At 55.4% G+C, this 26,748-nt stretch carries 21 protein-coding genes; 7 read left to right on the plus strand and 14 right to left on the minus strand.

Annotated elements, in window-relative coordinates; all coding sequences use genetic code 11:
• The 10 genes from OEV49_15985 to OEV49_16030 all read right to left on the minus strand — a co-directional run bounded on the left by OEV49_15985 (position 1) and on the right by OEV49_16030 (position 10,895).
• Positions 1-576, minus strand: coding sequence for a hypothetical protein (locus OEV49_15985; GenBank protein MDH3892566.1), 576 nt, complete (start codon positions 574-576; stop codon positions 1-3).
• Positions 563-2,140 carry a methylmalonyl-CoA mutase family protein gene (locus OEV49_15990; protein MDH3892567.1) on the minus strand — a complete coding sequence of 526 codons (1,578 nt, stop codon included), beginning with the start codon at positions 2,138-2,140 and terminating at the stop codon, positions 563-565. The genes OEV49_15985 and OEV49_15990 overlap by 14 nt, the downstream gene beginning before the upstream one ends.
• Positions 2,140-2,652 (minus strand): biotin/lipoyl-binding protein, encoded by a 513-nt coding sequence (locus OEV49_15995; protein MDH3892568.1) that lies wholly within the window; start codon positions 2,650-2,652, stop codon positions 2,140-2,142. Before OEV49_15995 ends, OEV49_15990 begins: the two co-directional genes overlap by 1 nt.
• Complete coding sequence (gene accC / locus OEV49_16000) at positions 2,652-4,184, minus strand: acetyl-CoA carboxylase biotin carboxylase subunit (protein MDH3892569.1); 1,533 nt, start codon at positions 4,182-4,184, stop codon at positions 2,652-2,654. The genes OEV49_15995 and accC overlap by 1 nt, the downstream gene beginning before the upstream one ends.
• 21 nt (positions 4,185-4,205) lie before the next feature.
• A complete protein-coding gene (locus tag OEV49_16005; protein MDH3892570.1) occupies positions 4,206-5,756 on the minus strand; it encodes an acyl-CoA carboxylase subunit beta in 1,551 nt (516 codons plus the stop codon).
• A gap of 23 nt (positions 5,757-5,779) precedes the next feature.
• Positions 5,780-6,619, minus strand: a complete 840-nt coding sequence (locus OEV49_16010) for an MBL fold metallo-hydrolase (protein ID MDH3892571.1) — start codon at positions 6,617-6,619, stop codon at positions 5,780-5,782.
• On the minus strand, positions 6,619-7,761 hold the full coding sequence (locus tag OEV49_16015) for an acyl-CoA dehydrogenase family protein (protein ID MDH3892572.1): 1,143 nt from the start codon (positions 7,759-7,761) through the stop codon (positions 6,619-6,621). The genes OEV49_16010 and OEV49_16015 overlap by 1 nt, the downstream gene beginning before the upstream one ends.
• Positions 7,762-8,044: 283 nt before the next feature.
• Positions 8,045-8,533 (minus strand): transposase, encoded by a 489-nt coding sequence (locus tag OEV49_16020; GenBank protein ID MDH3892573.1) that lies wholly within the window; start codon positions 8,531-8,533, stop codon positions 8,045-8,047.
• A 220-nt stretch (positions 8,534-8,753) separates the two neighbouring features.
• A complete protein-coding gene (locus OEV49_16025) occupies positions 8,754-9,158 on the minus strand; it encodes a cobalamin B12-binding domain-containing protein (GenBank protein ID MDH3892574.1) in 405 nt (134 codons plus the stop codon).
• 78 nt (positions 9,159-9,236) lie between these two features.
• Positions 9,237-10,895: a methylmalonyl-CoA mutase family protein gene (locus OEV49_16030; GenBank protein ID MDH3892575.1), complete on the minus strand. Its 1,659-nt coding sequence runs from the start codon at positions 10,893-10,895 to the stop codon at positions 9,237-9,239.
• 262 nt (positions 10,896-11,157) lie between these two features.
• On the opposite strand from OEV49_16030, the gene OEV49_16035 reads away from it, so the two are divergent.
• The gene (locus tag OEV49_16035; protein MDH3892576.1) at positions 11,158-12,354 is read left to right on the plus strand and encodes a hypothetical protein; all 1,197 of its coding nucleotides are present in this window, start codon (positions 11,158-11,160) and stop codon (positions 12,352-12,354) included.
• Positions 12,355-12,854: 500 nt separating this feature from the next.
• Here OEV49_16035 and ilvC read toward each other — a convergent pair whose 3' ends face one another.
• Positions 12,855-13,808, minus strand: a complete 954-nt coding sequence (ilvC, locus tag OEV49_16040) for a ketol-acid reductoisomerase (protein ID MDH3892577.1) — start codon at positions 13,806-13,808, stop codon at positions 12,855-12,857.
• A 56-nt stretch (positions 13,809-13,864) separates the two neighbouring features.
• Between ilvC and nadC the strand changes: the two genes are divergently transcribed.
• The 3 genes from nadC to OEV49_16055 all read left to right on the plus strand — a co-directional run bounded on the left by nadC (position 13,865) and on the right by OEV49_16055 (position 16,305).
• Positions 13,865-14,746, plus strand: coding sequence for a carboxylating nicotinate-nucleotide diphosphorylase (nadC, locus tag OEV49_16045; protein ID MDH3892578.1), 882 nt, complete (start codon positions 13,865-13,867; stop codon positions 14,744-14,746).
• Position 14,747: 1 nt separating this feature from the next.
• Positions 14,748-15,743 carry a biotin--[acetyl-CoA-carboxylase] ligase gene (locus tag OEV49_16050; protein MDH3892579.1) on the plus strand — a complete coding sequence of 332 codons (996 nt, stop codon included), beginning with the start codon at positions 14,748-14,750 and terminating at the stop codon, positions 15,741-15,743.
• Between the two features lie 367 nt (positions 15,744-16,110).
• Positions 16,111-16,305 carry a CDGSH iron-sulfur domain-containing protein gene (locus OEV49_16055; protein ID MDH3892580.1) on the plus strand — a complete coding sequence of 65 codons (195 nt, stop codon included), beginning with the start codon at positions 16,111-16,113 and terminating at the stop codon, positions 16,303-16,305.
• Positions 16,306-16,746: 441 nt separating this feature from the next.
• Here OEV49_16055 and OEV49_16060 read toward each other — a convergent pair whose 3' ends face one another.
• Entirely contained in the window at positions 16,747-17,349 is a 603-nt protein-coding gene (locus OEV49_16060) for a class I SAM-dependent methyltransferase (GenBank protein MDH3892581.1), read from the minus strand.
• A 528-nt stretch (positions 17,350-17,877) separates the two neighbouring features.
• On the opposite strand from OEV49_16060, the gene uvrA reads away from it, so the two are divergent.
• From uvrA to OEV49_16075, 3 genes are all read left to right on the plus strand, one after another.
• Complete coding sequence (gene uvrA / locus OEV49_16065; protein MDH3892582.1) at positions 17,878-20,781, plus strand: excinuclease ABC subunit UvrA; 2,904 nt, start codon at positions 17,878-17,880, stop codon at positions 20,779-20,781.
• A 629-nt stretch (positions 20,782-21,410) separates the two neighbouring features.
• On the plus strand, positions 21,411-23,375 hold the full coding sequence (locus OEV49_16070) for a HEAT repeat domain-containing protein (protein ID MDH3892583.1): 1,965 nt from the start codon (positions 21,411-21,413) through the stop codon (positions 23,373-23,375).
• Positions 23,372-24,817, plus strand: a complete 1,446-nt coding sequence (locus OEV49_16075; GenBank protein MDH3892584.1) for an HD domain-containing protein — start codon at positions 23,372-23,374, stop codon at positions 24,815-24,817. Before OEV49_16070 ends, OEV49_16075 begins: the two co-directional genes overlap by 4 nt.
• Here the strand turns inward: OEV49_16075 and OEV49_16080 are convergent.
• Positions 24,814-25,470 (minus strand): DUF5683 domain-containing protein, encoded by a 657-nt coding sequence (locus tag OEV49_16080; protein ID MDH3892585.1) that lies wholly within the window; start codon positions 25,468-25,470, stop codon positions 24,814-24,816. The two genes, OEV49_16075 and OEV49_16080, sit on opposite strands and share 4 nt — an antisense overlap.
• A gap of 19 nt (positions 25,471-25,489) precedes the next feature.
• Positions 25,490-26,434, minus strand: coding sequence for a diacylglycerol kinase family protein (locus tag OEV49_16085; GenBank protein MDH3892586.1), 945 nt, complete (start codon positions 26,432-26,434; stop codon positions 25,490-25,492).
• Positions 26,435-26,748 lie beyond the last annotated feature (314 nt).

Genomic DNA, 26,748 nt, shown 5'->3' on the forward strand with positions numbered 1-26,748 from the left:
CTACCAATCATCCCCGGCGTCATCGTCAGCTTGCCTCAACAGGGCATCGTAATCAAGCTGATGCTGGATCGTGGCCACATACGGCCTGATCCACCGACCGTGGCGATAATAGGTCATCAACGGCATCGGCTGGCCTGCCACATCATCAATGTTGTTGAAATAGAAAGCTGTTTCCACCAATGCTGAGTCCTTACCGAAGAAGAGAATGTCCTTTATTTCGACATACTCCAATCCGTCGACATTAGCCCACTGGACCTCGCCCCGTTTGAGATAGTCATCGAACGTTTCCTGCTCATGGAGGTAGCTGAATTCATTTTCCCATAGCCCGGATTTGTCGCCATAGCTGAGCCGCGTGATGACCTCGTCAACAACGGCATGGATGGCGGTCCAATCGTCGGCTAGTTCTCCGGTCGCCCCTGGTACTTCGGCTATGCGCACCAACGATCCCGACGCTTCCTGGGTCGTGACCACCGGTTCGGCCAACTGAGGGGCTTCGGTTTCGTTACCCCCGCAGCCGATAAGTCCGTTCAGCAACGACAGTAAAGCCCCCAAGGTAAGTGACCTAATTCTTCGCATGATATTCACCCCACACTTTTCGAAACTGCTCGGAAATCTCACCGACAGTAGCATAGTTTTCGACCGCCTCGATAACAGGACCGACTATGTTGCCGGAACTTTCGGCGGTCTGTCTCAAACTGTCCAAACAACTCTCGACCTTTCTGTTATCACGTCCGGCTTTCATTTTCTGCAGTCGTTCTTTCTGATTCTGTTCCAACAGCGGGTCGACTTTCAATACCTGTGGCGTCGAACTCTCTTGCCCGATGAAGCGATTGAGACCGACCACGACTCGCTCTTTATCCTCAATAGCTCTTTGTGTCTTATATGCCGCCTGGCTGATTTCGCTGGAGTAATATCCGTTCTCGATACAATTGACGGCGCCGCCCTGTTTGTCTATCTGATCCATGATTTCCGTGATGCGACCTTCCAACCGGCTGGTCAAATACTCCACATAGTAGGAGCCGGCCAGCGGGTCGGCTGAGTCGGCGCAACCGGATTCGAAGGCAAGTATCTGCTGGGTGCGCAAGGCGATTTCGGCCGCCTTCTCAGTCGGCAGACTCAGCGCTTCATCGTATGAGTTGGTGTGCAAGGATTGCGTACCGCCCATCACCGCCGCCAAGGCTTGCAAGGTGGTGCGAACGATGTTGTTCTCCGGCTGCTGAGCGGTAAGCGTGGAACCACCGGTTTGCGTGTGGAACCTCAGAAGTGTCGATTTTTCGCTGGTGGGCGCAAAGCGTTCATGGATCGATCGCGCCCAGATCGTTCGCGCCGCGCGAAACTTTGCCACTTCCTCGAACAGATCATTGTGCGCTGCAAAAAAGAAAGACAGCTTGGGTGCAAACTTATCGATGTCCAGTCCCGCTTTCAGTGCCGCTTTGCAATAAGCAAGACCGTTGGCCAGCGTGAAGGCCACTTCTTGTGCCGCCGTGGCGCCGGCCTCACGTATGTGGTATCCGGAGATCGAAATGGTGTTGTACTGCGGCAGATTCGAGCCGCCGTAAGCAAATATATCGGTGATTATGCGCATCGACGGCTCCGGCGGCAGGATATAGGTACCGCGGGCAATGAATTCCTTAAGGACATCGTTCTGTATAGTGCCCTTCAATCTCTCGGACGGCACTCCCTGCTTTTTCCCCACCACGATGTACATGGCCAACAGGATTACGGCAGTGGAATTGATTGTCATCGAAGTAGATACTTTGTCCAGAGGGATACCGTCAAAAAGTGCTTCCATGTCCTCAAGCGAATCTATGGCCACACCGGTCCGACCAACCTCACCCAGGGCCATGGGGTGATCCGAATCATATCCGATTTGTGTGGCCAGGTCGAAGGCAACCGACAACCCGGTCTGACCTCGTTGAAGCAGATATTTGAAACGTCTGTTGGTTTCTTTGGCGGTGCCGAACCCGGCGTACTGACGCATCGTCCACAGCCGTCCTCGGTACATGTCCGGATAGACACCCCGCGTAAACGGAAACTCCCCGGGGCGGCCACAAGTGGCTTCTTTTTCCGCCCTGTCAGGGGGTGTAACAACAATCGGTATCTCAATGCCTGACGTGTTGAGTTTCTTAGTCGGCGCCATCACTCAAACTCCATGAGCACGTCACCCTTTTCAACCGAAGCACCCTTGGTCACACTGACTGTTTTCACCGTGCCGTCGGCCGGCGCTTTGAGGACGTTTTCCATTTTCATCGCTTCGATTACGATCAACGGATCATCTTTTGCTACGGCTGCCCCCTCGGCAATCTTCACTTCAAGAATCAATCCCGGCATGGGCGCCCGCAGAACCTTTTGAGCCGACGCCTCGGTGGCGATACCGGCCCTTTTGCGCAACTGAGCCAGATGATACTGTTCAACCTCGGCAGCGATTTCGACGCCAAGCATGAAAACGACCCGGCTTTCATCGTGACCGTTGGATCGAACGTCAACTTCAAACGAACGATCATCCACCAGGAGCACAGACCGCGTGTCGTTTAATTCGTGCGTGGATATCCTGACCGGTGAACCGTCGACCGTCACTGCATATCCGTCGGCGCGGTACTGAACCTCGACATCGTATTCGTGACCTTCGACTTTGACCAGGTAGCGCGGCATCAGCGGCTTCCTCCAAACCAACGAAGACGTTGGCGACGATGGACCGCGCTCCATTGGGAGGTATCCTCTCTGTCGGTTCGTTTGGGCCCGAGGGATATCTTGCGCTCGTGCGTAAACTTGTTCAGCGCCGCCGCAATTGCCGCGCAACGCAATATGTCGTCGTCCAGGATTTCGTACTTATTGTCGGGGAACTCCTCTGATAAAAAGCTGGTGGAAAGTTCACCTTTGGCGAATCTGTCGTTTTCCAAAACGGCCAGATGGAATCCAATAGTCGTTTTCAGTCCCGACACTCGATACTCCTGCAGAGCGCGGCGGGTGCGGTTGATAGCTTCGGCGCGGTCGCTTCCCCATACCACCAGCTTGGCGATCATGGGGTCATAGAAGATAGGTATCTCATTGAAAATAACGACACCGGAATCGACTCGGACGCCGGGGCCGGCCGGGATGCGATAGTGGTTGAGCCTGCCGGTGGAGGGTGTGAAGCCCTGTTGAGGGTCTTCGGCGTAGATACGACACTCGATGGCGTGGCCGTCGAGTTTGATATCCTCCTGTCGATAGCGCAATGGTTCCCCTTCGGCAATGGCAATCTGTTCTTTGACCAAATCGATACCGGTGACCATCTCCGTGACCGGATGCTCCACCTGGAGCCGCGTGTTTACTTCGAGAAAATAGAACGACATGTCCTCAGCAACCATGAACTCGACCGTGCCGGCGCCGACATAACCGGTCTTGCGGGCTATGTCGACAGCAGCGGCGCCCATCCGTTGACGCAGTGGGGGCGTCATCACGGGCGAGGGCGACTCCTCGATCACTTTCTGGTGGCGGCGTTGTATCGAACACTCGCGCTCGTTCAGGTGTATGGCATTACCGTGTTGATCGCACAGTATCTGAATCTCGATATGACGCGGGCGTTCGAGGTATTTCTCCAGGTATACCCGTCCATCGCCAAAGGCGGATGTTGCTTCGCTTGAGGCGCGTTGCAGAGCGTCATCAAACTGCGCCGGTTCGTGAACGACCCGCATTCCTTTGCCGCCGCCACCGGCGGCTGCTTTGATAAGGATCGGATACCCTATAGCATCGGCCTTGGCGATGGACGACTTGAGATCGTCACCCTCGATAGTTTCACCCGGCACGACCGGCAGGCCCGCTTCCAGCGCTTTTGCCCGCGCCTGCAATTTGTCACCCAGCAACGTAATCGTCTCCGGCTTGGGTCCTATGAAGATGATCTTTTCGTCGATACAGCGCTGTGCAAACTCGGCATTCTCTGCCAGAAAGCCGTAGCCCGGATGAATAGCATCGGCCCCGGCCCGTTTTGCGGCATCGATGATTTTGTCCTGAGCCAGATAGCTCTCGGCCGAGGGGGAAGGTCCTATATGATGTGCTTCGTCGGCCAGTCGCACATGATAGGCGGATTTGTCGCAGTCGGAGTAGACGGCTACGGCGTCGATACGGAGGTCGCGGCAACCGCGAATAATTCGAACCGCGATTTCGCCACGGTTGGCGATGAGTATCTTTTTGATCTTAGCTGCCATGCCACACGCGAACCACCCACCTCACAACGGAATGTTCCCATGCTTCTTGGGTGGGTTGGTGTCCTTTTTGGTTTCGAGCATCTCAAAGGCGCGAATCAAGCGCGGACGTGTTGTCTTGGGCTCGATGACATCGTCGACATACCCACGCGCCGCAGCCATGTATGGATTGGCGAACTTTTCGCGATAATCGTCGGTCATCTTCTGTAGCTCTGCTTCGGGATCGTCGGCCTCGGCGATATCCTTCCTGAAAATTATCTCGACGGCTCCTTTTGATCCCATAACGGCGATTTCAGCACTCGGCCAGGCGTAGTTCATGTCGCCGCGCACATGTTTGGAATTCATGACGTCGTATGCGCCGCCATACGCCTTGCGGGTGATCACCGTCACTTTGGGCACGGTTGCCTCACAATAGGCATACAAGAGCTTGGCGCCGTTTTTGATAATGCCGCCATGTTCCTGATCCATCCCCGGCAAGAATCCCGGCACATCCTCGAAGGTCAACAGCGGGATGTTAAAGGCGTCGCAGAACCTGATGAACCGCGCACCCTTGTTCGACGAGTTGATATCCAGCACCCCGGCCAGCACCGCCGGCTGGTTGGCAACAATGCCGATCGAACGTCCGCCCAGATGCGCGAAGCCGACCACAATGTTCTGTGCGAACTCCTGGTGCACCTCAAGGAAAGCGCCCTCATCGACCACCAGTTTGATAACGTCCTTGATATCGTATGGCACATTCGGATTGTCCGGCACGATTTTGTTAAGCGTCTCATCTTCACGATCCGGCGGATCGTCGTTGTCACCGAACGGCGGGTCCTCGCAGTTGTTTTGCGGAATATACTGAAGCAACTTTTTCAGTCTGGTGATAGCATCGGCTTCGTTCTCGCAGGCGAAGTGGGCCACGCCCGATTTTTCGGCATGCACCATAGCGCCGCCCAACTCTTCCGACGTTACTTGTTCGTGGGTGACCGTTTTGACGACGTTGGGCCCGGTGACGAACATGTAGGATGTGCCTTTGGTCATGAAAACGAAGTCGGTAATGGCCGGGCTGTAGACGGCTCCACCGGCACACGGCCCCAGCACCAACGACAACTGCGGCACGACACCGGAGGCCAGCGTATTGAGCAAGAAGATGTCGGCGTAGCCGCCCAGCGAGACAACGCCTTCCTGAATTCGCGCGCCGCCGGAATCGTTAAGTCCGATCACCGGCGCGCCCACTTTCATAGCCATTTTCATGATCTTGCAAATCTTCTCGGCGTGGGCTTCAGAGAGCGAACCACCGAAAACGGTGAAATCCTGCGAGAAAATATAGGCCGTCCGTCCGTTGATCTTGGCGCATCCGGTAACGACGCCGTCGCCCAGAACCTTCTGCTCGGCCAGCCCGAAATCGGACGAACGATGGGTCACGAACATGTCGAACTCTTCGAACGAGTTCTCATCGACCAACAGCTCGATCCGTTCGCGCGCTGTCAGTTTTCCTTTGGCGTGCTGAGCGTCAATACGCTTCTGCCCGCCGCCGAGTTTGGCCTCGGCGCGGCGTTTTTCAAGATCGTTCAGTTGTTCCTCAAGTGACACGGTGTATCCCGTTCGCTTTGGGTTCAGATTTGCTCGACCGGCAACGCTTTCAGGCGTTTGCCGTCTTTCACAACTCGGGCCAGCGGAGCGTTAACGTCGTGATCGAAAGCCATGACGACATTCTGATCGACAATCCGCGGCAATGTGTTTCGTTTGACATCCATCGTGTCCAATGGATAGAGATCGGTCGCCGGGACATAAGCCACGCCCATGTGTGCGGCACTGCAAAAGATATCGGCATAATAAAAAACCGATGCGCCCTCAGACTCCATTTCCAGAGCATAATGCGCAGCGGTGTGGCCACCGGTAAACACGGCTCGGATGCCCGGGAGGATTTCCCTGTCTTTGTCTATAAAGTCGACCTGACCGGCATCCTCCAGCGGTGTCAATCGTTCCGGCACATAGACAGCCGATGTTCGTTCGTCCGGCGTCAACGCCATCTTCCACTCTTTCCGGCCGACGACGTATTTCGCGTTGGGAAAGCGTGGGACGTAAGCGCCATCCGTTTGCTTCACGGCGCCGGCAGCGTGGTCGGTGTGCAGATGTGTCAGAACCACGTAGTCGATTTCGTCAACGGCCAGCCCGAGTGACTCAAGCCCTTTGTCCATGTGCGAAACGCCGTCGGTGCCGTAGATCTTTTTCTCTCGATCACTAAGGGTGTCGCCCAGACCGGCGTCGAACAAGAGCTTCTTGCCATGGGCCGACAGCACGAAAAGGTTAGTGACCATCGGTATCAGGTTGTTCTCATCGGCCGGGATCATCCGTTGCCAGATTACTTTTGGGATGACCCCGAACATAGCGCCGCCGTCGAGCTTAAAATGCTGCTCAACGAACGTTTGAATCTCAAACTGACCGAACTTCATCAGCGTCCTATGATCGTACCGGCGATTACCAGCCGTTGGACTTCGGAGGTACCTTCGTAGATTTCCAGCACTCGTTGATCGCGGTAGATTTTCTCGATTTGCGTGAACTCACCGATGTATCCATAGCCTGAGTGAATTTGCATGGCCCGGTCGACACAGAAGTTGGAAGCTTCCGACGCATACAGTTTGGCCATGGCCGCCTCGACCGAGAATTTCTCACCACGGTCCTGCATCTGGGCCGCTTTATAGGTGAGGGCACGAGCCGCTTCCAGACGTACCGCCATGTCGGCGATCATCCACTGGATGGCCTGCAGTTTGGCAATTGGTGCGCCAAAGGCCACGCGCTTTTTGGCGTAGGAGACAGACTCATCAAGTGCGCGCTGCGCGATACCGACACCCTGAGCGGCCACACCCACCCGAGCGGAGTCCAGTGTGCCCATAGCATAACGGAAACCCCGGCCGATTTCACCCAACAGGTTCTCCTTGGGCACCTTGACGTCTTTCAATATGATTCCACCGGTCGTCGCGGCGCGCATGCCCATCTTGTTGGCAAGGGTGCGACCCTGCCAGCCGGGTTGATCGCAGTCGACGATAAAAGCTGAGAGTTTGGGCTTGCCTTCGATCTTGCAAAAAAGCACGCCCAGATCGCACACGTCGCCGTGCATGATGAATGTCTTCTCGCCGTTTATGACATAACCGTCATCGGTCTCGACGGCCACCGTGGTCAACGAGGCAGCATCCGATCCGGCGTTCGGCTCGGTTAAAACAAACGAGGGTATCCGTCGACCCATGGCGCAGTCGGGCACATATTTTTTCTTATGCTCGTCACTGGCATAATAGATGATCGGATGGGTGGCCAACTCGGCAACCGCGGCCAGCAGTCCGATGGCGGCATCGTGGTAGCAGAGTTCTTCGACCAGCGTTATATACTCAAGGCTGGATTTCCCCTGCCCTTCGTACTCTTTGGGCATGACGTATCCGATGAACCCGGCGTCACCCAGTTTTTTGTACAATTCGTGGGGGAAAGTTCGCGGTTCCGGCATTTCGTCGAGTTGGCGCGAGACGGGATACATCTCTTTTTCGGCAAACGCCTTGACTTCATCCCTGACAGCTTGTTGGCGTTCATCAACGTTCTTGTTCATTGTTCCTCCGGCCGGCCATGAATGGCTCTTATTGAGTAACTCTTGTTTTCGTTTTTGGCTTTGTATCCATCGCGTAGGGGGCGGCCTTGCGTCGCCCCTTTTGTCGGTGTTAAGGCGAGATAACGGCGGAGACTAGCCCCGCCGCTACGCGGAGTGGTCCAATCGCGGGTCAAGTTTCCTCCATCGCGTAGGGGGCGGCCTTGCGTCGCCCCTTTTGTCGGTGTTAAGGCGAGATAACGGCGGAGACTAGCCCCGCCGCTATGCGGCGTGGTCCAATCGCGGGTCACGTTTCCTCCATCGCGTAGGGGGCGGCCTTGCGTCGCCCCTTCTCCAACGCCGCAACATAAAGATATCGATATGTTTCCTCAACTTCAACCAAGCTTGCCCTGATTGGATTATTCACGATATATGTCAGCTTCTCCTTAAGGTCCACTGGACCGCGGATAACGTGCTCGTGGTATCCTCGTTGCCAAAAAGACTCGGTGATGAGATTCTCTTGCTTCAGCAGATAAACGCTTTTGGACTTCAGTATACAAACCAAGTCGCTCAAAGCTGTACGGTCACTGTCACCCGCCCGGACCAGTACATGGATATGGTCTGGCATTACAACAAGTGCGTCGCAGGTGTACTCAGAATCTCCAATAAGCTGCAACAGCGCTTCAAATAACTTGCTGCATACAGTCTCCTGAAGCGGCAATTTGAACTTCGCGGTAACAAAGTAAGCTTGGTTTGCAGCCCTATAATCAAATCCCGAAAGTCGGACCGACTTCATTGTTTTAATGCTCCGTTATTCTTGGCGGAGACAAGCCCCGCCGCTACGCGATAATGGGCCGTCGTGATTCATTAGTTCTCCCCCGCGTAGGGGGCGGCCTTGTGTCGCCCCTTCCGTCATGGACGGGGCTAGATAACAGCGGAGACAAGCCCCGCCGCTACGCGGTGACATGTGAGCCTTGCTCATCGTTTTCCGACAGCGCGAAAAACACATTTATGTGCTACTTCTTTTTCGCCTCAATCGTTTTGCGCAACCAGGCGATCGCATCGGTCGTCGGTGCACCCGGCGTAAAAATGTGCGCCACACCAAGTTTCTGCAACTCCTCCTTGTCGTCGTCCGGGATGATGCCGCCGCCGAACAACAAAATGTCCGATGCGTCCTTGGCTTTCATCTCATCCAGAATGGCCGGGAACAAAGTCATGTGGGCACCGGAAAGGATCGACACGCCGATAGCGTCGACATCCTCCTGCACGGCGGCATCGACAATCATCTGAGGCGTTTGTCTCAATCCGGTGTAGATCACTTCCATGCCGGCATCGCGAAAGGCGGCGGCGATTACTTTGATACCTCGGTCGTGGCCGTCAAGGCCCGGTTTGGCTAACAGTACTCTGATTTTGTCTGGCATTATTTCTCTATTTGCTACAGTGAACCGAATTCTTTGTCATTCCACGACGCCCCAAGGGCGAAAGACAGGCATCGCCTGCTACGACGCGACCATGGCTGCGGCCGGTTCGACATACTCGCCCCACTCCTCGCGCAACAGATCGCACATCTCACCCAGCGTTACATAGACGCGGCTGCAATCCAGAATGGCCTCAAACGTGTTGCCGCTGCCATTGGCAGCCTGACGCAGTTTCTCAAGCGTTGCTTGAACCGCAGCTGCGTCACGCTCGGCGCGGACTTTTTGCACGAAGGCTCTCTGGTCGGCTTCCACCTGTTTGTCGATATACAGAACCGGGATATCGATCTTCTCGTTTTCCTCTACATAGTCGTTGACGCCGACGATCACGCGTTGTTCTTCCTCGATCTCGCGCTGGTAGGCGTAGGCCGATTTGGCCAACTCGCGCTGGAAGAAACCTTCTTCGATGCATTGGAGCACACCGCCGCGTCGTTCGATCTCGTCGAAATACGCTTCACATTCGGCTTCCATCTTGTCGGTCAGCGCTTCAATAAAATACGATCCGGCCAGTGGGTCGACGGTGTTGGCCACGCCGGATTCGTGGGCGATGACTTGCTGGGTGCGGAGAGCGATCTTGGCCGCTTTCTCAGAGGGCAGGGCCAGCGTTTCGTCCATCGAATTAGTGTGCAAAGACTGCGTCCCGCCCAACACACCGGACAGCGCCTGCAGGGCAACACGCACGATATTGTTTTCAGGCTGCTGCGCCGTTAACGAACAACCCGCCGTCTGAGTATGGAACCTGAGTAGCCAACTGCGTTCGTTTTTCGCTTTGTACTTTTCTTTCATCCGTCGCGCGTAAATGCGTCGCGCGGCGCGGTACTTGGCAATTTCTTCAAAGAAATCTGAGTGGGCGTTGAAAAAGTACGACAACCTCGGCGCGAATTCATCGATATCCTGCCCGGCTTCGACAGCCGACTCGACATACTGGAACCCGTCGGCCAGCGTGAAAGCCAGTTCCTGCACGGCAGTGGCGCCTGCTTCTCGAATGTGATAACCGGAGATCGAAATCGTATTATACTGCGGGACATTTTTCGAGCAGTAATCCATCATGTCGGTAATCAACCGAATGGACGGACGCGGCGGGAAGATAAACTCCTTTTGTGCGATGTACTCTTTGAGGATATCGTTCTGAAGAGTGCCGCGCACTTTGTCAAACGGAACGCCCTGCTTCTCGGCGACACAGAGATACATGGCCAGAGCCATCGAGGCGGATGAGTTTATCGTCATCGATGTGGATACCTGCGAGAGATCGATACCGTCAAACAGTATCTCCATGTCGGCCAGGCTGTCGACGGCCACGCCACACTTGCCCACTTCGCCGAGCGAGCGAACATGATCGGAATCGTAGCCCATCAGCGTCGGCAGATCGAAGGCTGTCGAAAGGCCGGTGCCGCCGCTTTTCAGAAGATACTTGAACCGCTCGTTAGTTTGCCTGGGCGTGCCCATTCCGGCAAACTGACGCATCGTCCACAACCTGGTGCGATACATGGTATGATGCACACCGCGTGTATAGGGATACTCGCCGGGCAGACCTATCTTATCGAAATAGTAGCCGTCACCGTTGGCACCCACAACCGAGTCAGGCGTGTACAGTTCATCGATGTCGACACCGGAAACGGTAAAGAAACGGGGCTTCGATTTTTTCTGTCTTGTCTTCTCAGCCGTCCTGTTCCAATCGGTCAGGCGGGCCTCAAGATTGTCCAGTAAACTCTTGGTAAACACAATAATCTCTCCACTATTCACACAGCCAAAGAAGATATGTAATGCGCCCGGCAAAAGCAAGCCGACCGGTTCATTTTTGGACGGCCGCCACCGCCTACTAACATTGTGGACCTCAATAGGTTATTAGCTGAGCTTAATAAGTCCATGGGAGCGCCGTCATGCTGCCGATGCTCGTCGATTCCTGGTTGACACTTTATTGCGACCAACCTACTTTGATGCCCACATGAATCAGCATGACCCGAAAGCCAAGCTATCAGAGCGATCCGAGTTCTCAATCGCGGCGGGAATTACGCTGGGTGTAGTTGTGCTTTCGTTTTTCCTGCATTGGAAATGGTGCGGCTCATACATGCAACTCTCCGAGGATATCTTTGTTGAGTCTCACCAGATGAGACTCAGCACTTATCCATTCTCAATACGTCCCTTCATGGCCAACTCGATTGAATTATTCGGAAGGTTGTTTTTGTTTGAAGTGAAGACGTCGTTCTTTGCCGTTCAGTTTTCGTTGGCCGCTGCTATCGGCCTGAGTTTCTACTACTATCTGAGACAGCTTCGATTCTCGGTCGGTTGGTCGCGGCTGGGCTTGTTTCTGGTTCTGAGCGCCTACCCGATTCTGGCTGCACATATCGAGCCGATGCACACCTGGGACGATCTGTGGGCGCACCTGTTCGTGATGTTGGCGATAGTGGCATTGCTGAAGTCACGCTTGATCACTGGTTTAATCTGGTTCACACTGAGTTGTTTCGCGCGCGAACAAAGTCTTATTTTCTATGGTCCTATGCTGGTCACGGCCATGATGTACTGCAAACAAGTGCCGCGACGCAGGATAGTACTGATGTCGGCGGTGCCGGTTGTTGTTTATGCCGTCTACTATCTCGTCGTTTGGCAGACCCCGGACCCGGCGCGCTATTCGCTGATACTGTTCAATTTCGAGAATCCGCTGCGAACCTCGGATACACTGTTCTCGCTTTTCATATCGTTCGGTTTTCTCTGGCCGTTGGCGCTGGCCGGACTCGTGCGCAAAGGCGTCGATCCCTCGGCCCGCTTCTTGAAGCTTGGGACATGGCTCACCCTGCCGGTTACGTTGGTGCTGACCCTGTTCTTTACCAACGCGCGTGAAACGCGGATACTGTTTCCACCGTTTATTTTCATGATTCCGCTGACCCTGGTGGCCCTGAAGTCCGTCTACGACTGGCTAAAACCAAGATTGTCATGGCGCTTCGCCGCCGTGGGTTTGATCGTATTGGTAGCCCTGATGACGGTCGGTGTTTGGCTTGGGTATGAAGCTTTCCCCGAGTTCGAGTACCGGCGATGCCAGAACTTTCAGCGGATGTGGGCGGGGATTCACTTTGGGTTGATTTTCAGCCTGCTGGCGTTTTGGATTGTACGAATGTGGTCGCGGGGCAATGACCGATCAATATGAGCCTGTATACTTGCGCGCTTGTTTTCGCAAGGAGATGGTGCTGTCGGGCGACTCGCCTGACGGCCAGTAGACTGGAAGGCAGATGTCGGGCGGTGTCGCCCAACACCACTCAAACCGGATGAGATTGCAATCGATCTGTAGGGTGGGTCCGCCTTCGCCTGCGCGCCGCGGCGTGGACCCGCCTATGTCGGCAGGATCACAGTCCGCCGCGGCGGACTGCCCTACTTCTGCCGCCCACCCGGTCAAGCCGGGTTTCGCGCGCTTCGCGCGAAACCTCATGGTGAGCGGAGTCGAACCATGAACGCTTGGTAAGATTCACCCCTCGACTGCGCTCGGGGTGACATTGTCAGGAGCACAGGGCTCGTGACCTACTTGAGAGCGTCAGGTCACATCCCCGGCCTGTGGCGGGGGACAAGACCGGCCGCAACGTGCTGATTAGACTATTTCAACCCACCCGTCGCAAAGCCTCTGGGTGGGGTACCGGATGAAATAGCAATCGATCAATCCGAGTCTGAATACTTTCGTGCCTGTTTCTCGAATTGCGGATTGCTCAGTTGTTTGACCTTCTTGTCAAGCTCCGACAGGTCGCGCGCCGTGAGCTTGCTTAGTTCTTTGGGGAAGGTGCCAGAGGCGATGCTGTCGTATACTTTTTCCATCCGTCTCTGTACGGACTTGTCAATAACCTTGGGTCCCGTTTGCACAGCGCCGAAACGAGCAGCCACCGAGATGCGCCTAAGCATACCCTCGATACCGTGCTTCTTGATGAGATCGACAATCAGATCAAGTTGGTAGGCTACCTCCAGATATGCGTTCTCAGCCGGCAGCCCTTTTTTTACCAGCGTCTCAAAACCGCTCTTGACCAGCATGGCCAGCCCACCGCATAGCACAGCCTGCTCCCCGAACAGGTCGCCCAGTGCTTCGGCTTCGAAGGTGGTGTGCACGAGTCGTTTTTTGTCAAACCCGACAGCCTGAGCCAGTTCGCGAACTGTTGCCAAGGCTCGCCTGGATTTGTCTTGATGGACAGCGATGAACGCCGACAATGGCTTGGCACTTCCATAATGCTCACGCACGGCCACGCCCGGAGCGTGCGGCGCCAGCATGACCACGTCGCATTCCCGGGGCGGTACTACCAGCATGAAATAGATCGACATGCCGGCCAGGAACAGCAGCGTTTTCGCAGGCGTCAGCGTTTGAAGGATTTGTTGTTCGAAGACCGCGCTATGTAAATGATCCGGAAAGGCAAAAGCGATGATATCGCCCTTATCGGCCGCCCGACGGACAGTGGTGATGTGGTCGATCCCATCGGCGCTTGCCTGACGTCGCGACTTGGAACGTGGTCGCAGCCCGACTATTACGTCATAGCCTGACTCTTGCAGGTTGAGCGCAATAGCCCGACCCTGAGAACCATAGCCGATGACCGCGACGGTCTTGTTCTGGTGCTTGAGTTTTACCATAGAAGGAATATAAATTCCCGATTGACATTTGCCAACCCACACGTTGATTATCTACTATGAAACCCTGGGACCCATCAATGATCAACCTGGTCCGGTCGGCGCTGGAGGAAGACATCGGAAAAGGCGATGTAACCTCACTGGCGGCGCTGGAACCGGATGTGGTCAAGGGTGTCATAGTGGCCAAGTCAGAAGGGGTCCTAAGCGGCATGGCGCCGGTTATCCTGACGTTCGAGATGGTCGATTCGGCCAACAAACTTACTGCGCTGAAAGCGGATGGCGATAGTTTCAAGCCGGGGGAGACTGTTGTCGAGCTTGAGGGTTTGAATCAGACACTTTTGACGGCCGAACGTACCGCCTTGAATTTTCTGGCTCATCTCAGCGGCGTGGCCACGCTGACCGATCGGTTCGTCAAAGCCGCTGGCGGCACCAACTGCACCATCCTCGATACACGAAAAACCACGCCCGGTTTTCGCAGCCTGGAAAAAGATGCTGTCAAGCATGGCGGCGGGGAGAACCACCGGCGAGGGCTGTTCGACATGGTGCTGATAAAGGACAACCACATCGCCGCCGCCGGGTCAATCGAAGGCGCCGTCATGCGTGTGCGGGAGTGGCTGGATTCAACCGATTACCGACTCCAGTTCGATGTTCCCGCTGATAAGATTGAAATAGAGGTGGAAGTTAGCAACCTGGAGGAACTCAGCGAGGCGATCAACGCTGGTGTGCACAGGCTGCTGCTGGACAATCAAAGGCCGGACAGTTTGAAAGAACTGGTGACCACAGCACGACGATTAAACTTAGAGGTGAAACTCGAAGCATCCGGCAACGTGACGCTCGGGAATATCGGCGAGGTGGCCGCCAGTGGTGTTGACTATGTCTCGATCGGCGCTTTGACCCACTCCGCCCCGGCGTCCGATTTCTCAATGAAGTTGTTTTCCTGACATGAACGATAAAGCGCGTCTTGAAAGTCTGGCCGATGATATCCTGCTGACTATACGCTCCCGACCGGGTCGTGTGCGGACGATATCCTCCCTGGTTGAACGCTTCGGAGTCAGCGAAGATGACCTCAGCCGCGCCCTGCTTTATATCACCCAGTGGGGGTACCGATTGAAGCATGGCCGCAATGGGGTCACCTATTTGGACGCACCGGACCTTCTCACAGCCACCGAGATCGGCTACCAGCTTAAGACCAAGTACCTGGGGCGGACGATATATGCCTACAATTCGGTCCACTCGACCAACGATATCGCCGCTCGCCTGGCGGTCGAGGGTGCGCCGGAAGGGACTCTCGTGACCAGTGAAATCCAGACCAAAGGGCGTGGCCGTCTCAGCCGGTCCTGGCATTCTCCACCCGAGACCGGCATCTATGCGTCGATCATTTTGAGGCCGGGCTTTGCATCCGAACAAGCGCCGGGATTGTCGATCATGACGGCCCTGGCTTTGGCCGACACGATAGAAGCATACTGCCCGGACCAGACCAAAATCAAATGGCCCAACGACGTGCTGATATCCGGACGCAAAGTGGCCGGAATTCTGACCGAACTGGCCGCCGAGGGTCGACGCATCGAGCATGTCGTGATCGGTGTCGGCATCAACGTCAACCATCAGGCCGAAGATTTCCCCAGCGAACTGCGACCCACTGCAACATCGCTGCGCCGCGCTACCAGACGCAAACAGTCTCGCGTGGAACTCCTGCAAAAATTCCTGGTGCGTCTGGAGAAGGAGTATAACGGCTACAAAAAACGAGGTTTACGCACCAGCCGAACAAGATTGCGTTGGTATTCGTCGCTGATGGGCCATCAGGTTAAGCTGGCCTTGGGGCGCAGGATTATCGAAGGTAGGGTGCTCGACTTCGACTTAGACGGCAGCTTGATCTTACAAACGGAACAGGCCCGGGTCACTCTTTGCAGTGGTGAAGTAACTGTGGTCAAGGAATGATGGCGGGTAGCCCCACTCACTGCGCCCACCCTTCGACTCCGCTCAGGGTGAGGTTATGGGACACGGAGCGTGAGATTGCAAGTCGCGAGGCGCAAGGAACCCATTTATGGGTGTCATTCCCGCGAAGGGTGGCCGCCCCAAACCTTGTTTGGGGCGGGAGTTCATACTTCGACTGCGCTCAGTATGACCCAAACGTGACGCACGTCGACGTACACCACGCACCCGACCTTTTTTGGGGCGGGAGAATTCAGGTGGTGTTGGGCGACCCCGCCCGACACCTGTATGACAATAGACAGACTGTCAGGCGAGTCGCCCGACAGCACCGCCAATTGGATACAAAAACTAAACCGAGAATTAGGAATCACAAATGTCCGACCCCAATGTCAAAATCACAATAGTCCCCAACGGACCGGCCTTAATACAGACCGAAAAGGCCCAGATCAAATTAGTCGATGGTTCTCTGATTGAGAGGGAAGGGCGTTTTTCGATCTGCCGCTGCGGTTGGTCCGAGAACAAGCCCTTCTGTGACGGTAAGCACACCAGTTGCGGCTTCAAGGGGTGATGAATCACTCTTTCGCGCTTCGCGTGCCATTGACCTCACCCTGAGCGGAGTCGAAGGGTGCACGGTCAGGCCGTGTCTTGGTGGCTCAGCTTTTTTCAGAGACCGGCGTGAAGCGCAAAAATGCGACTTATCGCCACGCTCAAAGCCGCTTTGGGGGTGATTCACTTTACTTTCCGCCCCAAACAAGGTTTGAGACGGTCACGCGGCCGTGCGTAGTTACAGTACGACTGGGTACATGGGTAACACTTTTTTCTTATTCCCCTCTCGAGAGGGGTGCCCCGCCGACGGCGGGGCGGGGTGTGTTCTTCGCAGCGTCGAATCAATAACACACCCCTAAATCCCCTCTCAAGAGGGGACTTTTAAGCATGAGTCTATGGATTGTGTACCAACTTCAGACAAATCCTGGCATCGAGCTAAATCGGATTTGTTCAGGAAGGTCGGCTACTCTGCGGTAACCGCGGTGGCCAGGTAGTGGCCAGGTTGATCGTCGATTACCACATCGGTAAACTTACTTTTGTGGAGAATCTCAGTCAGCAAACTCTCAGGAGGAAGTTCATCATTAGCCACCACGCCACCGATTCGATGGTGTATGGCCGAGAGCTCTTTGGATGACTGTAAGTGTATGATGTAGAACTTGGACCCTTTCTTAAGCACCCGATGGACTTCATCGACTGTTTGCTGCTTGTCCGAAAAATACGGAAAAGCACTGAAGGCGACACCCAGGTCAAAGTGGTCGCTGCGGAACGGCAGTGAGGCCACATCACCATCAATACAGTTGACGTTGGAAAAAGGGAAGTTACGATGTGCTTTAAGCACCATTTGCAAAGAGAAATCGACGCCGGTGACTGATCCTTGAGGGCCTACTTTGCGCCGGATCAGGTCAAATAATATCCCGGTGCCGCAGCCCAAGTCAATCACGTTCATGTCGGTTTGTACTCCAAGACCGTCCACAATGTGCGACAGCCGTTCGAGGTCCTCGGAGGTGAACATGAGGTCCCACTCCGAAGCGAGAAGATCGAAGAATTCCTGGTGCGGGTCTTGCATAACGGACGTAATAAATTGTTTACTGACGTTCTGTCAAGAAATTTCGCATGTCAAAAACGAATGCATGTTCGATTAAGCCGGTTGAAAAGTCTCCAATCACAGGTGCGGCAGGCCTTGCGGACCCCCGCAAGTGGACTTTAGTGAGCCGCCGGCCATGGTCAGGCCGTGTCGCAATCGTGTGTTCCACCGGTTCCTGCGTTCGCCGAAGGCGAGCGTGTGAACCGGTGGTGCTTGAGGTTGCTCTCACAACACGATGTCGAGAATCGCAGGGTCACAACCACGCCTAGGGCGTGGTCAGGACCCTGCGAAACCCTATTAAGACACAGACTGTCCGCTCAGGATGAGGCGGTGGACGCGCGAAGCGCGAGATAGTGGTTTATCACCGCGCAGCACGAAATAGTGGCTTACCACCTTGCCGATTTGTCGCCTTGTCGGGGTGCGAATATGTGATATGATATTGCAGAAATCCGCTTTGAGCCGGAGTAAACTGTCCGTATATTACAGGTTACATTTTTTGGACGAGATGATATGGCCAACAGCAATCGTAATAGGAAAAACCAGCAGTACTTGCACGTCAAAGGCGCCCGCGAACACAACCTGCGCAACATTGACGTCAAAATTCCCCGCAACAGCCTCACCGTGATTACCGGGCTGTCCGGTTCCGGCAAGAGTTCGCTGGCTTTCGATACCATTTACGCCGAGGGGCAACGGCGCTATGTCGAATCATTGTCGGCTTATGCCCGCCAGTTTCTCGGACTGATGGAGAAGCCGGATGTCGACTTTATCGAGGGATTGTCCCCGGCTATCTCGATTGAGCAAAAAGGCACGCCCAAAAACCCGCGCTCGACGGTCGGTACCATAACCGAAATCTACGATTATCTCAGACTTCTGTTCGCTCGGGTAGGTGTGCCGCACTGTGTCCAGTGCGGCCAGCCGATTACTCAGCAAACGGTGGAGCAGATCGTCGATTCGGTACTTACATTCGAAGAGGGCACGCGCATGATGGTGCTGGCCCCGCTGGTGCGGGGCAAGAAAGGGGAGCACAAAGAGATTATCGAAGAGGCTCTACGCGAAGGTTACGTCAGGCTGCGTGTCGACGGCGAAGTGGTGGAGACCGATAGCGAATTCGAACTCGATAAAAAGAAGAAACACACTATCGAAGCGGTCATAGACCGCCTGGTGGTCAAGGCAAAGTCGAAACGACGTTTGGCCGACTCGGTCGAAACCGGCCTCAAGACCGGCGGCGGCACGGTGTTGGTGAATATCAAGGGGAAAGACCTGTTGTTCTCCGAGCAGTTCGCCTGCCTTAATTGTAACATCAGCTACGACGAACCAAGTCCGCGTCTGTTTTCATTCAACTCTCCGTTTGGGGCTTGCAAGGTCTGCGACGGACTCGGGCAGAAAATGGAAATTGATCCCGATCTGGTCGTGCCGGATCGTTCATTGTCTATCTCCGACGGCGCTATCAGGCCCTGGGGTGGTGCAGAGATGTCCAATTGGTACCGCTACCAACTCAAAGGGGTGGCCAAGCACTTCGATTTCAAGTTTTCGACACCGTTCAAAGGACTGCCCGAAAAAACCCAGGAGGTTGTCCTTCACGGCTCCGGTCGGCAGGAAATCGATTTCGAATTCGAGCACACCTCCGGCAAAGGCCGTGGCTCCGGCGTGTACACATCCAAATTCGAGGGCGTGATCCCTCATCTTGAACGGCGCTACAAGCAGACTGAGTCATCCGGTGTGCGACAATGGATCGAGAACTACATGTCGATAACCGACTGCCCCTCCTGCCAGGGCGCCAGGCTAAGACCGGAAGCGCTGGCCGTGATACTGGACCGTGAAACAATCGACAGCCTGACAGCCAAATCGATCAAGGAGATTCGCGCCTTCTTCCGCCAGATCAAACTTTCCAAGCGTCAGCAGACTATAGCGCGTCAGATTCTGAAAGAGCTGAAAGAACGGTTGGGCTTTCTGTGCGATGTCGGTTTGGACTACCTGACCCTCAACCGCGCCGCCTCGACACTCTCCGGCGGTGAAGCCCAGCGGATCAGACTGGCTACGCAGATCGGTTCGCGGCTGGTTGGCGTCTTGTACATTTTGGATGAGCCTTCGATTGGATTGCACCAGCGCGACAATCGAAAATTGCTCAACACTCTGATAGAATTGCGCGACATCGGCAACACCGTGCTGGTGGTCGAACATGATCGCGAAACAATCGAAGAGGCCGATTTTGTCATCGACCTCGGCCCCGGCGCCGGTGTCAACGGCGGGCATGTCGTGGCCACCGGACGGCCCAGCGCTATTCGTAAATCCAAGAAATCGATCACCGGGCAGTACCTGGCCGAGACTCGCAAGATAGATACACCGCTGGCTCGTCGGGAGCCGAACGGATCGTTTATCAGGCTGACCGGCGCCACCGGTAACAACCTGAAGAACATCGACCTGGAAGTACCGCTGGGCGTTTTTGTGGTTGTGACCGGCGTATCAGGGTCCGGCAAGTCGACGTTAATCAACGAAACTCTCTACCGTCTGTTGGCCCGTCAGTTTTACCAGAGCCGCAAAGCGCCGCTGCCTTACGATAGTGTCGATGGGCTGGACCACATCGACAAAGTGATCGACATCGATCAGTCACCAATCGGTCGCACGCCTCGTTCCAACCCGGCCACCTACACCGGCGTCTTCACGCACATTCGCGACCTGTTCGCCGGGCTGCCCGAAGCCCGCGCGCGCGGCTATCTGCCGGGACGGTTTTCGTTCAATGTCAAAGGAGGCCGCTGCGCTGCCTGCGACGGTGACGGCATCATCAAAATCGAGATGCACTTCCTGCCTGATGTTTACGTCAAGTGCGACGTATGCAAAGGCAAACGTTACAACCGTGAGACGATGGAAGTAACGTTCAAAGGAAAGTCTATCGCCGATGTGCTGGACATGACGGTCGATGAAGCGTTGATCTTTTTTGAAAACATCCCCCGTATCAAGAAGAAACTGCTCACTCTGGCCAATGTCGGCCTTGGCTACATCCATCTCGGTCAGCAGGCGACCACGCTCTCAGGCGGTGAAGCCCAGCGGGTCAAACTTGCTACCGAGCTTTCCAAACTGGCCACGGGGCGAACGCTGTATATCCTCGATGAACCGACCACCGGGCTGCACTTTGAAGACATTCGCATGTTGCTCGGTGTGCTCGAAGAACTGGTTGATCGTGGTAACACGGTGCTTGTTATCGAACACAATCTTGATGTCATCAAGACGGCCGACTGGGTGATCGACCTCGGTCCCGAAGGCGGCGACGACGGTGGAAGGATTCTTGCTGCCGGTACGCCGGAGGATGTGTCTTATGTCGGCAAGTCCTACACCGGCCAGTATCTCAAGCCGGTGCTGGGGGTGCAGGTGGGCCGAGCGAAACCCGCTGTGGTGAAGACTCCGCTGGGTACGTAATACTACTCTCCACCCATCTCCAAGTTTGCCACAGTTATCCGTTTGTCAATCAGGTCCATTGTTTGTCACCCCCGCGATGGCGGGGGTCCATCTTCCGATTGGAGCAGGCAGCACCACGGATGGATTCCCGCCTTCGCGGGAATGACTGGTCGCGCGCCCAGCAGACCGGCCAACAACACACTCCGCCGCAAACAAGGTTTGAGACGGCCACCCGAGGCGCTTTGAAACCCGGACGAACGTCCGGGCCACCCAGTCCCCGCTTGGAGCCCCGCTAAACCGATCCCGGTAACCAGCCGATTAATAACATGATAACCGATAGTTCGGCCCGGCGACAGATACGCCCGGCAGAATCGTCGATGTTGTGTCAGGTCTTGAGCCCCGGCGAAGGCGGGGCAGGTGGCCCACAGCTTGCTGTGGGGTTCGTGGGATGTTGCGCTGGGTCCTTTGCCCCGCCACAGGCGGGGGATGAGACCCTGCGCGTTGGTGACGAGCAGGGTCGCACTCCTCCGCGGCGGACCAGGACCCTGCTGAACGGTCCGAATGTCAGGACCACAAGGGGTCCCGACCTACTGGATGATGAAATTGTCAGGACCACAAGGGTTTCCGACCCACCAGATTCGGCAATGTATATGAACGAGCCACTGAAAAAAGAAATTGGCTTTATCCTAAAAGACCTCCTCAAAGTGGTCAAAGTCGTTTCCATGTACCCGGCCGACAATCCGCTGCCTCAGTCGATGAGGCTGTCGTTCGCCGAAAAGCTGGTCAGTATTGTCGAAGAATACGGCGCTTTCCGAATCCGCGTCACCAAGGGTGTGCTGGAATATGAAGGCGAGGAGGTCTACGAGGACAAGTCCAAAGAAGAATCACTGGCTGCTCTGTTTTTCGAGACCGGGATCACCGAGTTCGAATTCCGGCCCGGTCTTGAAGTCGACGACGTTTACAAACTTCTGGACGCGGTGCGGACCTACCTGAACACACCCGGACGCACCGAGGACCTTGTCGGGTTGATTTGGGAGGCGGGTATATCCGGCTTTGTAATCGAGACGCTCGAAGATGTGGCTCTTTCGGACTACGACTCCGGATTCGATGTCAACGAGTACCTGGAGCAAGGCGATCGTCAATCCACCGGCGGCGGTCAGTTCGGATTTGAGGACAACGAGAAGTATACGCAGATATTCGCCCAAAGTGATGCCGGTACGACGTCAATAGAACAAGCTTCATTAGGCGACAGTGGGGAACTTTCGGAGTTACCGGTGGGCCATGACGCTTCGATCATGGCCGCACCGGACTCCGGCGCCGGCGGCTATCCGGTGGGTGCCGATGAGGATCAAACCTCATTCGATGCCGTCGAGGCGGCGCCCGGTACCGACGATGGCGCGGGGATACCCATCGAAGTAGCCCGCGCCCTCGGTCTGAGCGCACCGTCCGGCGATGCCCCGTCCCCGCCCACCTCGACCCTGCCCAACACGACCCTGCAAATGAACGATCGGTTCAGCATGTCCGAAGAAGAAGCCGGTATCGTTCAGGAGATGCTTATCGATGATGCCGACTTTGATCCGCATGAGTCGACTTTGGAACTGGCCAAAGAGGTGCTCTTTCTGGAACCGGATCTGCCCGGGTTCGATGAGACCGTCACGATTTGCGAGAAAATAATCAACGAATTCGTGGCCGCCGGAAAACTGATCAACGCCGGTAGTCTGTTGGCTCACCTGAAAACGCTTGAGGAAAAACTAAGGCAGAAGAAACCGGCCTGGTCGGTCCGACTGATTGAGGCCGGTGTCACAGCCGGTAGTCGCGAACGGCTGGCGGTACTGGCGGAATCGATGAACGCTCATCCGGAGGTGGGTGTGTCCGAGATCAAGAAGTATCTTGACAATTTGGGCTGGGAATCGCTTAGCGGTATCACCGATCTTATGGGAGAGTTTGAGCACCATCTGCATCGGGAAGCCCTCAAGGATTATCTTACCGCGCGGGGACAAGATAATATCGACATCGTAGCCAAGGGCGTGTTTGACAAACGCTGGCAGGTGGTCCGCAATTCGGTGACGATCCTGGCCCGAATCGGTGATGCCAGGGCGCTCAGGTATCTCGAGCGCGTAGTAGAGCATGAGGAGCCGCAAGTGCGCATGGAGTTGGTAACGGCGCTCAAGAGCAGCCCGACGTCAGAGTCGTTGGGCCTGCTCAAGACACTGGTAGCCGATTCCGATCGGGCCATCCGCGGTTTGGCCGTCGAAGCCATCGTTGCCCGTCGCGGTGAGGATGCTTTTGGAGTTATCGGCGAGGTGATCGATGACAACAGCTTTGCATCGTTGGATGGGACCGAGCAGCAGTCGTTGTTGAACGCCTACTCAAGACTCGGTGGTGAGCAGGCGGTCGGCTACTTATCGCAGTTGATACTGCGCTTCAACCTGTTCGGTGATACTCGCCAGTCGCTCTTTCGCACGGCTGCTTTCGAGGCGCTCTCCTACAATCATAGTGAACGGTCGGAACGTTTGCTGGTCAAGCTGACTTCAAGTTGGCGACCGTCGATTCGCAAGCAGGCCGTTTACACGCTGCAACGTCGCCGTGAGAACATATACGGGGAAGATCAATGACTACCCTGACCGACCAGCAACAGGCCCGGACACTTGGCGGGCAACTCGAACAGCACCTGCTGACCGCCTTCTTTGTCGTCTACAAGACGGCTCGCATAATCGATGAAAACAACCGTACCTTCATCCGCCAGTGCCAGGCTTTTCACAAGTATCTCAAACAGATTTCGAAGGACTCCGGGAGTGTGGCCATCAAGACGGTCTCGGGACGGTATTTCGTCAATGAGCGGATGGTGCGTTTTGACGACACCGGGCTGTCCGGCGCCATGGCCGTGGTACGCGAGTGGAAAGCGGTTGGACTGGGCGGGGTGGTACTGGCAGACGGCATTGAGGAAGGTGATGCCGGCCGTTTGTTCAAGTTCATGTCGGAAATCAAACCGGGTTCGGACAATATCGATGAGTTGTCGGCGCGACTGAAGGCGGCCCAACTGGCCCACGTGAAACTCCTGTCGGCAAAAGAGGTCAACGCCGAACATTCAAACACCACCGAAGAGGTTCGACGTGAGTTTCGTTCGGCAGCCCGGGCCAATTTCTTCAGGGCCATGAACGTAGTCGAGGAAACCGTAGTCGGGCTTTCCGAACACAAAGAGGTCAATGTTTCCAAAACCAAGCGTGTCGTCCACACCCTGATCGATCACATAGTGCGCGACGAGTCATCGTTGATCGAGTTAACGGCTATTCGTGATTACGACGACTACACCTATGCTCACTCGGTGAATGTCTGCGTCTATGCTCTTACCCTGGGTGTGCGCCTGGGTTTGGATCGGCCTCGTTTGGCTCAATTGGGATTTGCTGCTATCTTCCATGATGCCGGTAAGGTCAAGCTGCCCACCGACCTGATCCGAAAGCCGGATAAGTTTGATGAGGACGACTGGCTTCAGATGCAACGTCATCCCTTGTTGGGAGCCAAGACGATTATGCGAAGTCTCAAACTCGACGTTCATACGGCGCGTGCCGCCCGGGGCGCTTTCGAGCATCATATCAGCCCCGATAACTCCGGCTACCCCCGTCTACCCGACCGCAAACGTCCGGTGAATCTGTTTTCGCGCATTATCTCAATTGTGGACAGTTTCGATGCCCTCACTTCGGGTCGTATCTACATCAAGAAAGCCATTCCGGCCGACGAAGTGCTGCGCAAAATGCATTTTCAGATGCATGCCAAGTTTGATGCCTTCCTTTTGAAACTCTTCACCGATGTGGTCGGTATTTATCCGGCCGGCTCGCTGGTTCTGTTGAGTACCGATGAGGTGGCGCTGATTCTGACCAACAGCGAAACTGATCGCAATCGGCCATACGTGAAGATCATCGGCAACCAGCAGGGGCCGTTATCGGAACCGGAGTGGGCGGACTTGTCTTTGCCGGAAGAGAGTGCCCGTGTCGTAGTGCGGCTCATCGACCCCGAAAGATATGGACTGAATACCCGCGATCTGATTCTGCGCGACTAAAAGCCAACCGACAAGATAGCTCTCACGCCACGGTCGACGGTGGGCGTCACCGATATGGTCAGAACGTCGTCGTCCTGACGCGGAAAGCCGGACAAGTGCGCATCGACGTAGGCATCGAACATCGACACAAAAGCCACGATCACCGCAAACCAGGTGTATTTGGATCGTTCGTCTTTTCGGTCCTGATAGAGCGTGTAGTAGTCGTTGCGCAAAGAGACATTCTCGGTGGGAGTTTCATCGAACAGTTGGCGGAAATCGGACACTTGCCGGTGATAGTGAAACGCAGCGCCCACCATCCAGGCCTCCAGTCCCAGATAGACCAGAGCCTTGATATGACGTTTGTTGCCCTGTTGTCCCCAGCCGGGAAGGACCATAGACTTGAACATGGCTACCATCGGGCGCTGACCCAGCCTTTGCTCCAGGTTGGTGGAGTCGGTGACTGGTCGGTAGCCCTTCAGGCTTTGACCGGGGTTGAAGACAACGGTGTCGACGGCTGCCACACTGTCGACCGGCAGGGAATCTACATTGAGTGAATCAGTCGGCAAGACCATCGTGCTGTCTACCGCTTCGGTCGAATCAGCCGGTTGGGTGTCGGCGCCGAAGGTCGAGGAGCCAATGAATGCCGGCACCACGATCAGCAAGAATAGTTTCATTGATCACACTGCCGCATTGTCACTGAAAGACTTTCAACTGTTTGTCATCGATTTTGATTTCGACCAGGTTGGTCGGCAGTTCGATCAGTTCACCGTCGAGATAAAGAGTCCGTCCCTGTATGGGTTGGATGGTGATAACCGAACCACGGAAGAGCCGGACGTTGGCGCCGTAAAGGAATTTGCCGGAGTGGAGTTGGCGGGCGAATGTCCCCAACTCGCGATGCCCCACTGAAACATCGAAAATAATCTCGGCTCGGCGGTCATCGGTCAGCGAGGCCGGCGACATGGCCAACCCCCCCGCATGCGACAGCAGATTGACATTCAGGAGAGTGGGGGAAATCTCAAAACGGAAAGCATCCACTTTAACCACCAGTTTCTTCGGTTCGATTTTGGACGCGGCCTGACCCACCACACGAGCCCAGCCCATCCCCAGGCGGGGTGTCTTTTGGTCGGCCAGCATCCTGGTTAGATGCGGTATCAGACCCAGCCCGATGGCGCCGAAGAAAGGTTGTCCGGACACGTTGCCGACATCGATCAAGCGAACTTCGCGTCCGGCAATTCTCTTAATACAGGCAGCGGCGCCCAGATCGGTGTAGAGTGAGCGTCCTATATTGTTGAACCGGCCCATCGGCAAGAGTCCGACCGGTATGTCGGCGAACCGGGCGGCCCGCGCTACCAGATTGAAAGTACCGTCACCGCCGCAGGCCACGAGGGAAGTAACCCGACCGCGCCGCTCAAACATTTGCGGCAACAGACGTCGCCCCCGCCGCCGGCCACAGGCCGCCTGAGCTGCGTCCGACAGTTCGTGAGCGCTCTTGGGCCTGATCACAGTATACTGGTCGCCCCGTTTTCGGATCGCGGCGGTCAATCGCTCGATCGGTTCCGGGCGATAGGTAGCGGCGCTTTCGTTCACGATTACGCAGACGTGCCTGCGTGGTTCTGTTTTGCGGCGTGGTCGTTGCATCTGTCTATTATAGTCAAAAAACCGATCTCCGGTAACATTTATAATGTTCGTCTTGCAATCGCCAAGACATCTTACGTTGTGGTAGTCGAGTCTTCAGACTCGGCTACGGCTGCCAACGCGATCTGAAGATCACGCGGGCACGAATAACACACCCCTAAATCCCCTCTCGAGAGGGGACTAAGAAAACTGTACGACCGGGTACATAGGTTACACTTTAGACCGGGCACATGGGTAACACTTTTTTCTATTTCTGTTCTTTTTTGTCTTTATTGCTGTTCTCTCTTTTTGGTTTCCGTGGAAGATGTATTAGTCGC

It is taken from the genome of Candidatus Zixiibacteriota bacterium (assembly GCA_029860345.1).
Lineage (GTDB): Bacteria > Zixibacteria > MSB-5A5 > GN15 > FEB-12 > JAJRTA01.

Coding starts and splice junctions, on each gene's coding strand:
- OEV49_15985 (MDH3892566.1), bottom strand. CDS start 576: ATGCGAAGAATTAGGTCACTTACCTTGGGGGCTTTACTGTCGTTGCTG.
- OEV49_15990 (MDH3892567.1), bottom strand. CDS start 2,140: ATGGCGCCGACTAAGAAACTCAACACGTCAGGCATTGAGATACCGATT.
- OEV49_15995 (MDH3892568.1), bottom strand. CDS start 2,652: ATGCCGCGCTACCTGGTCAAAGTCGAAGGTCACGAATACGATGTCGAG.
- accC (MDH3892569.1), bottom strand. CDS start 4,184: ATGGCAGCTAAGATCAAAAAGATACTCATCGCCAACCGTGGCGAAATC.
- OEV49_16010 (MDH3892571.1), bottom strand. CDS start 6,619: ATGAAGTTCGGTCAGTTTGAGATTCAAACGTTCGTTGAGCAGCATTTT.
- OEV49_16015 (MDH3892572.1), bottom strand. CDS start 7,761: ATGAACAAGAACGTTGATGAACGCCAACAAGCTGTCAGGGATGAAGTC.
- OEV49_16020 (MDH3892573.1), bottom strand. CDS start 8,533: ATGAAGTCGGTCCGACTTTCGGGATTTGATTATAGGGCTGCAAACCAA.
- OEV49_16025 (MDH3892574.1), bottom strand. CDS start 9,158: ATGCCAGACAAAATCAGAGTACTGTTAGCCAAACCGGGCCTTGACGGC.
- OEV49_16035 (MDH3892576.1), top strand. CDS start 11,158: ATGAATCAGCATGACCCGAAAGCCAAGCTATCAGAGCGATCCGAGTTC.
- ilvC (MDH3892577.1), bottom strand. CDS start 13,808: ATGGTAAAACTCAAGCACCAGAACAAGACCGTCGCGGTCATCGGCTAT.
- nadC (MDH3892578.1), top strand. CDS start 13,865: ATGAAACCCTGGGACCCATCAATGATCAACCTGGTCCGGTCGGCGCTG.
- OEV49_16050 (MDH3892579.1), top strand. CDS start 14,748: ATGAACGATAAAGCGCGTCTTGAAAGTCTGGCCGATGATATCCTGCTG.
- OEV49_16055 (MDH3892580.1), top strand. CDS start 16,111: ATGTCCGACCCCAATGTCAAAATCACAATAGTCCCCAACGGACCGGCC.
- OEV49_16060 (MDH3892581.1), bottom strand. CDS start 17,349: ATGCAAGACCCGCACCAGGAATTCTTCGATCTTCTCGCTTCGGAGTGG.
- uvrA (MDH3892582.1), top strand. CDS start 17,878: ATGGCCAACAGCAATCGTAATAGGAAAAACCAGCAGTACTTGCACGTC.
- OEV49_16070 (MDH3892583.1), top strand. CDS start 21,411: ATGAACGAGCCACTGAAAAAAGAAATTGGCTTTATCCTAAAAGACCTC.
- OEV49_16075 (MDH3892584.1), top strand. CDS start 23,372: ATGACTACCCTGACCGACCAGCAACAGGCCCGGACACTTGGCGGGCAA.
- OEV49_16080 (MDH3892585.1), bottom strand. CDS start 25,470: ATGAAACTATTCTTGCTGATCGTGGTGCCGGCATTCATTGGCTCCTCG.
- OEV49_16085 (MDH3892586.1), bottom strand. CDS start 26,434: ATGCAACGACCACGCCGCAAAACAGAACCACGCAGGCACGTCTGCGTA.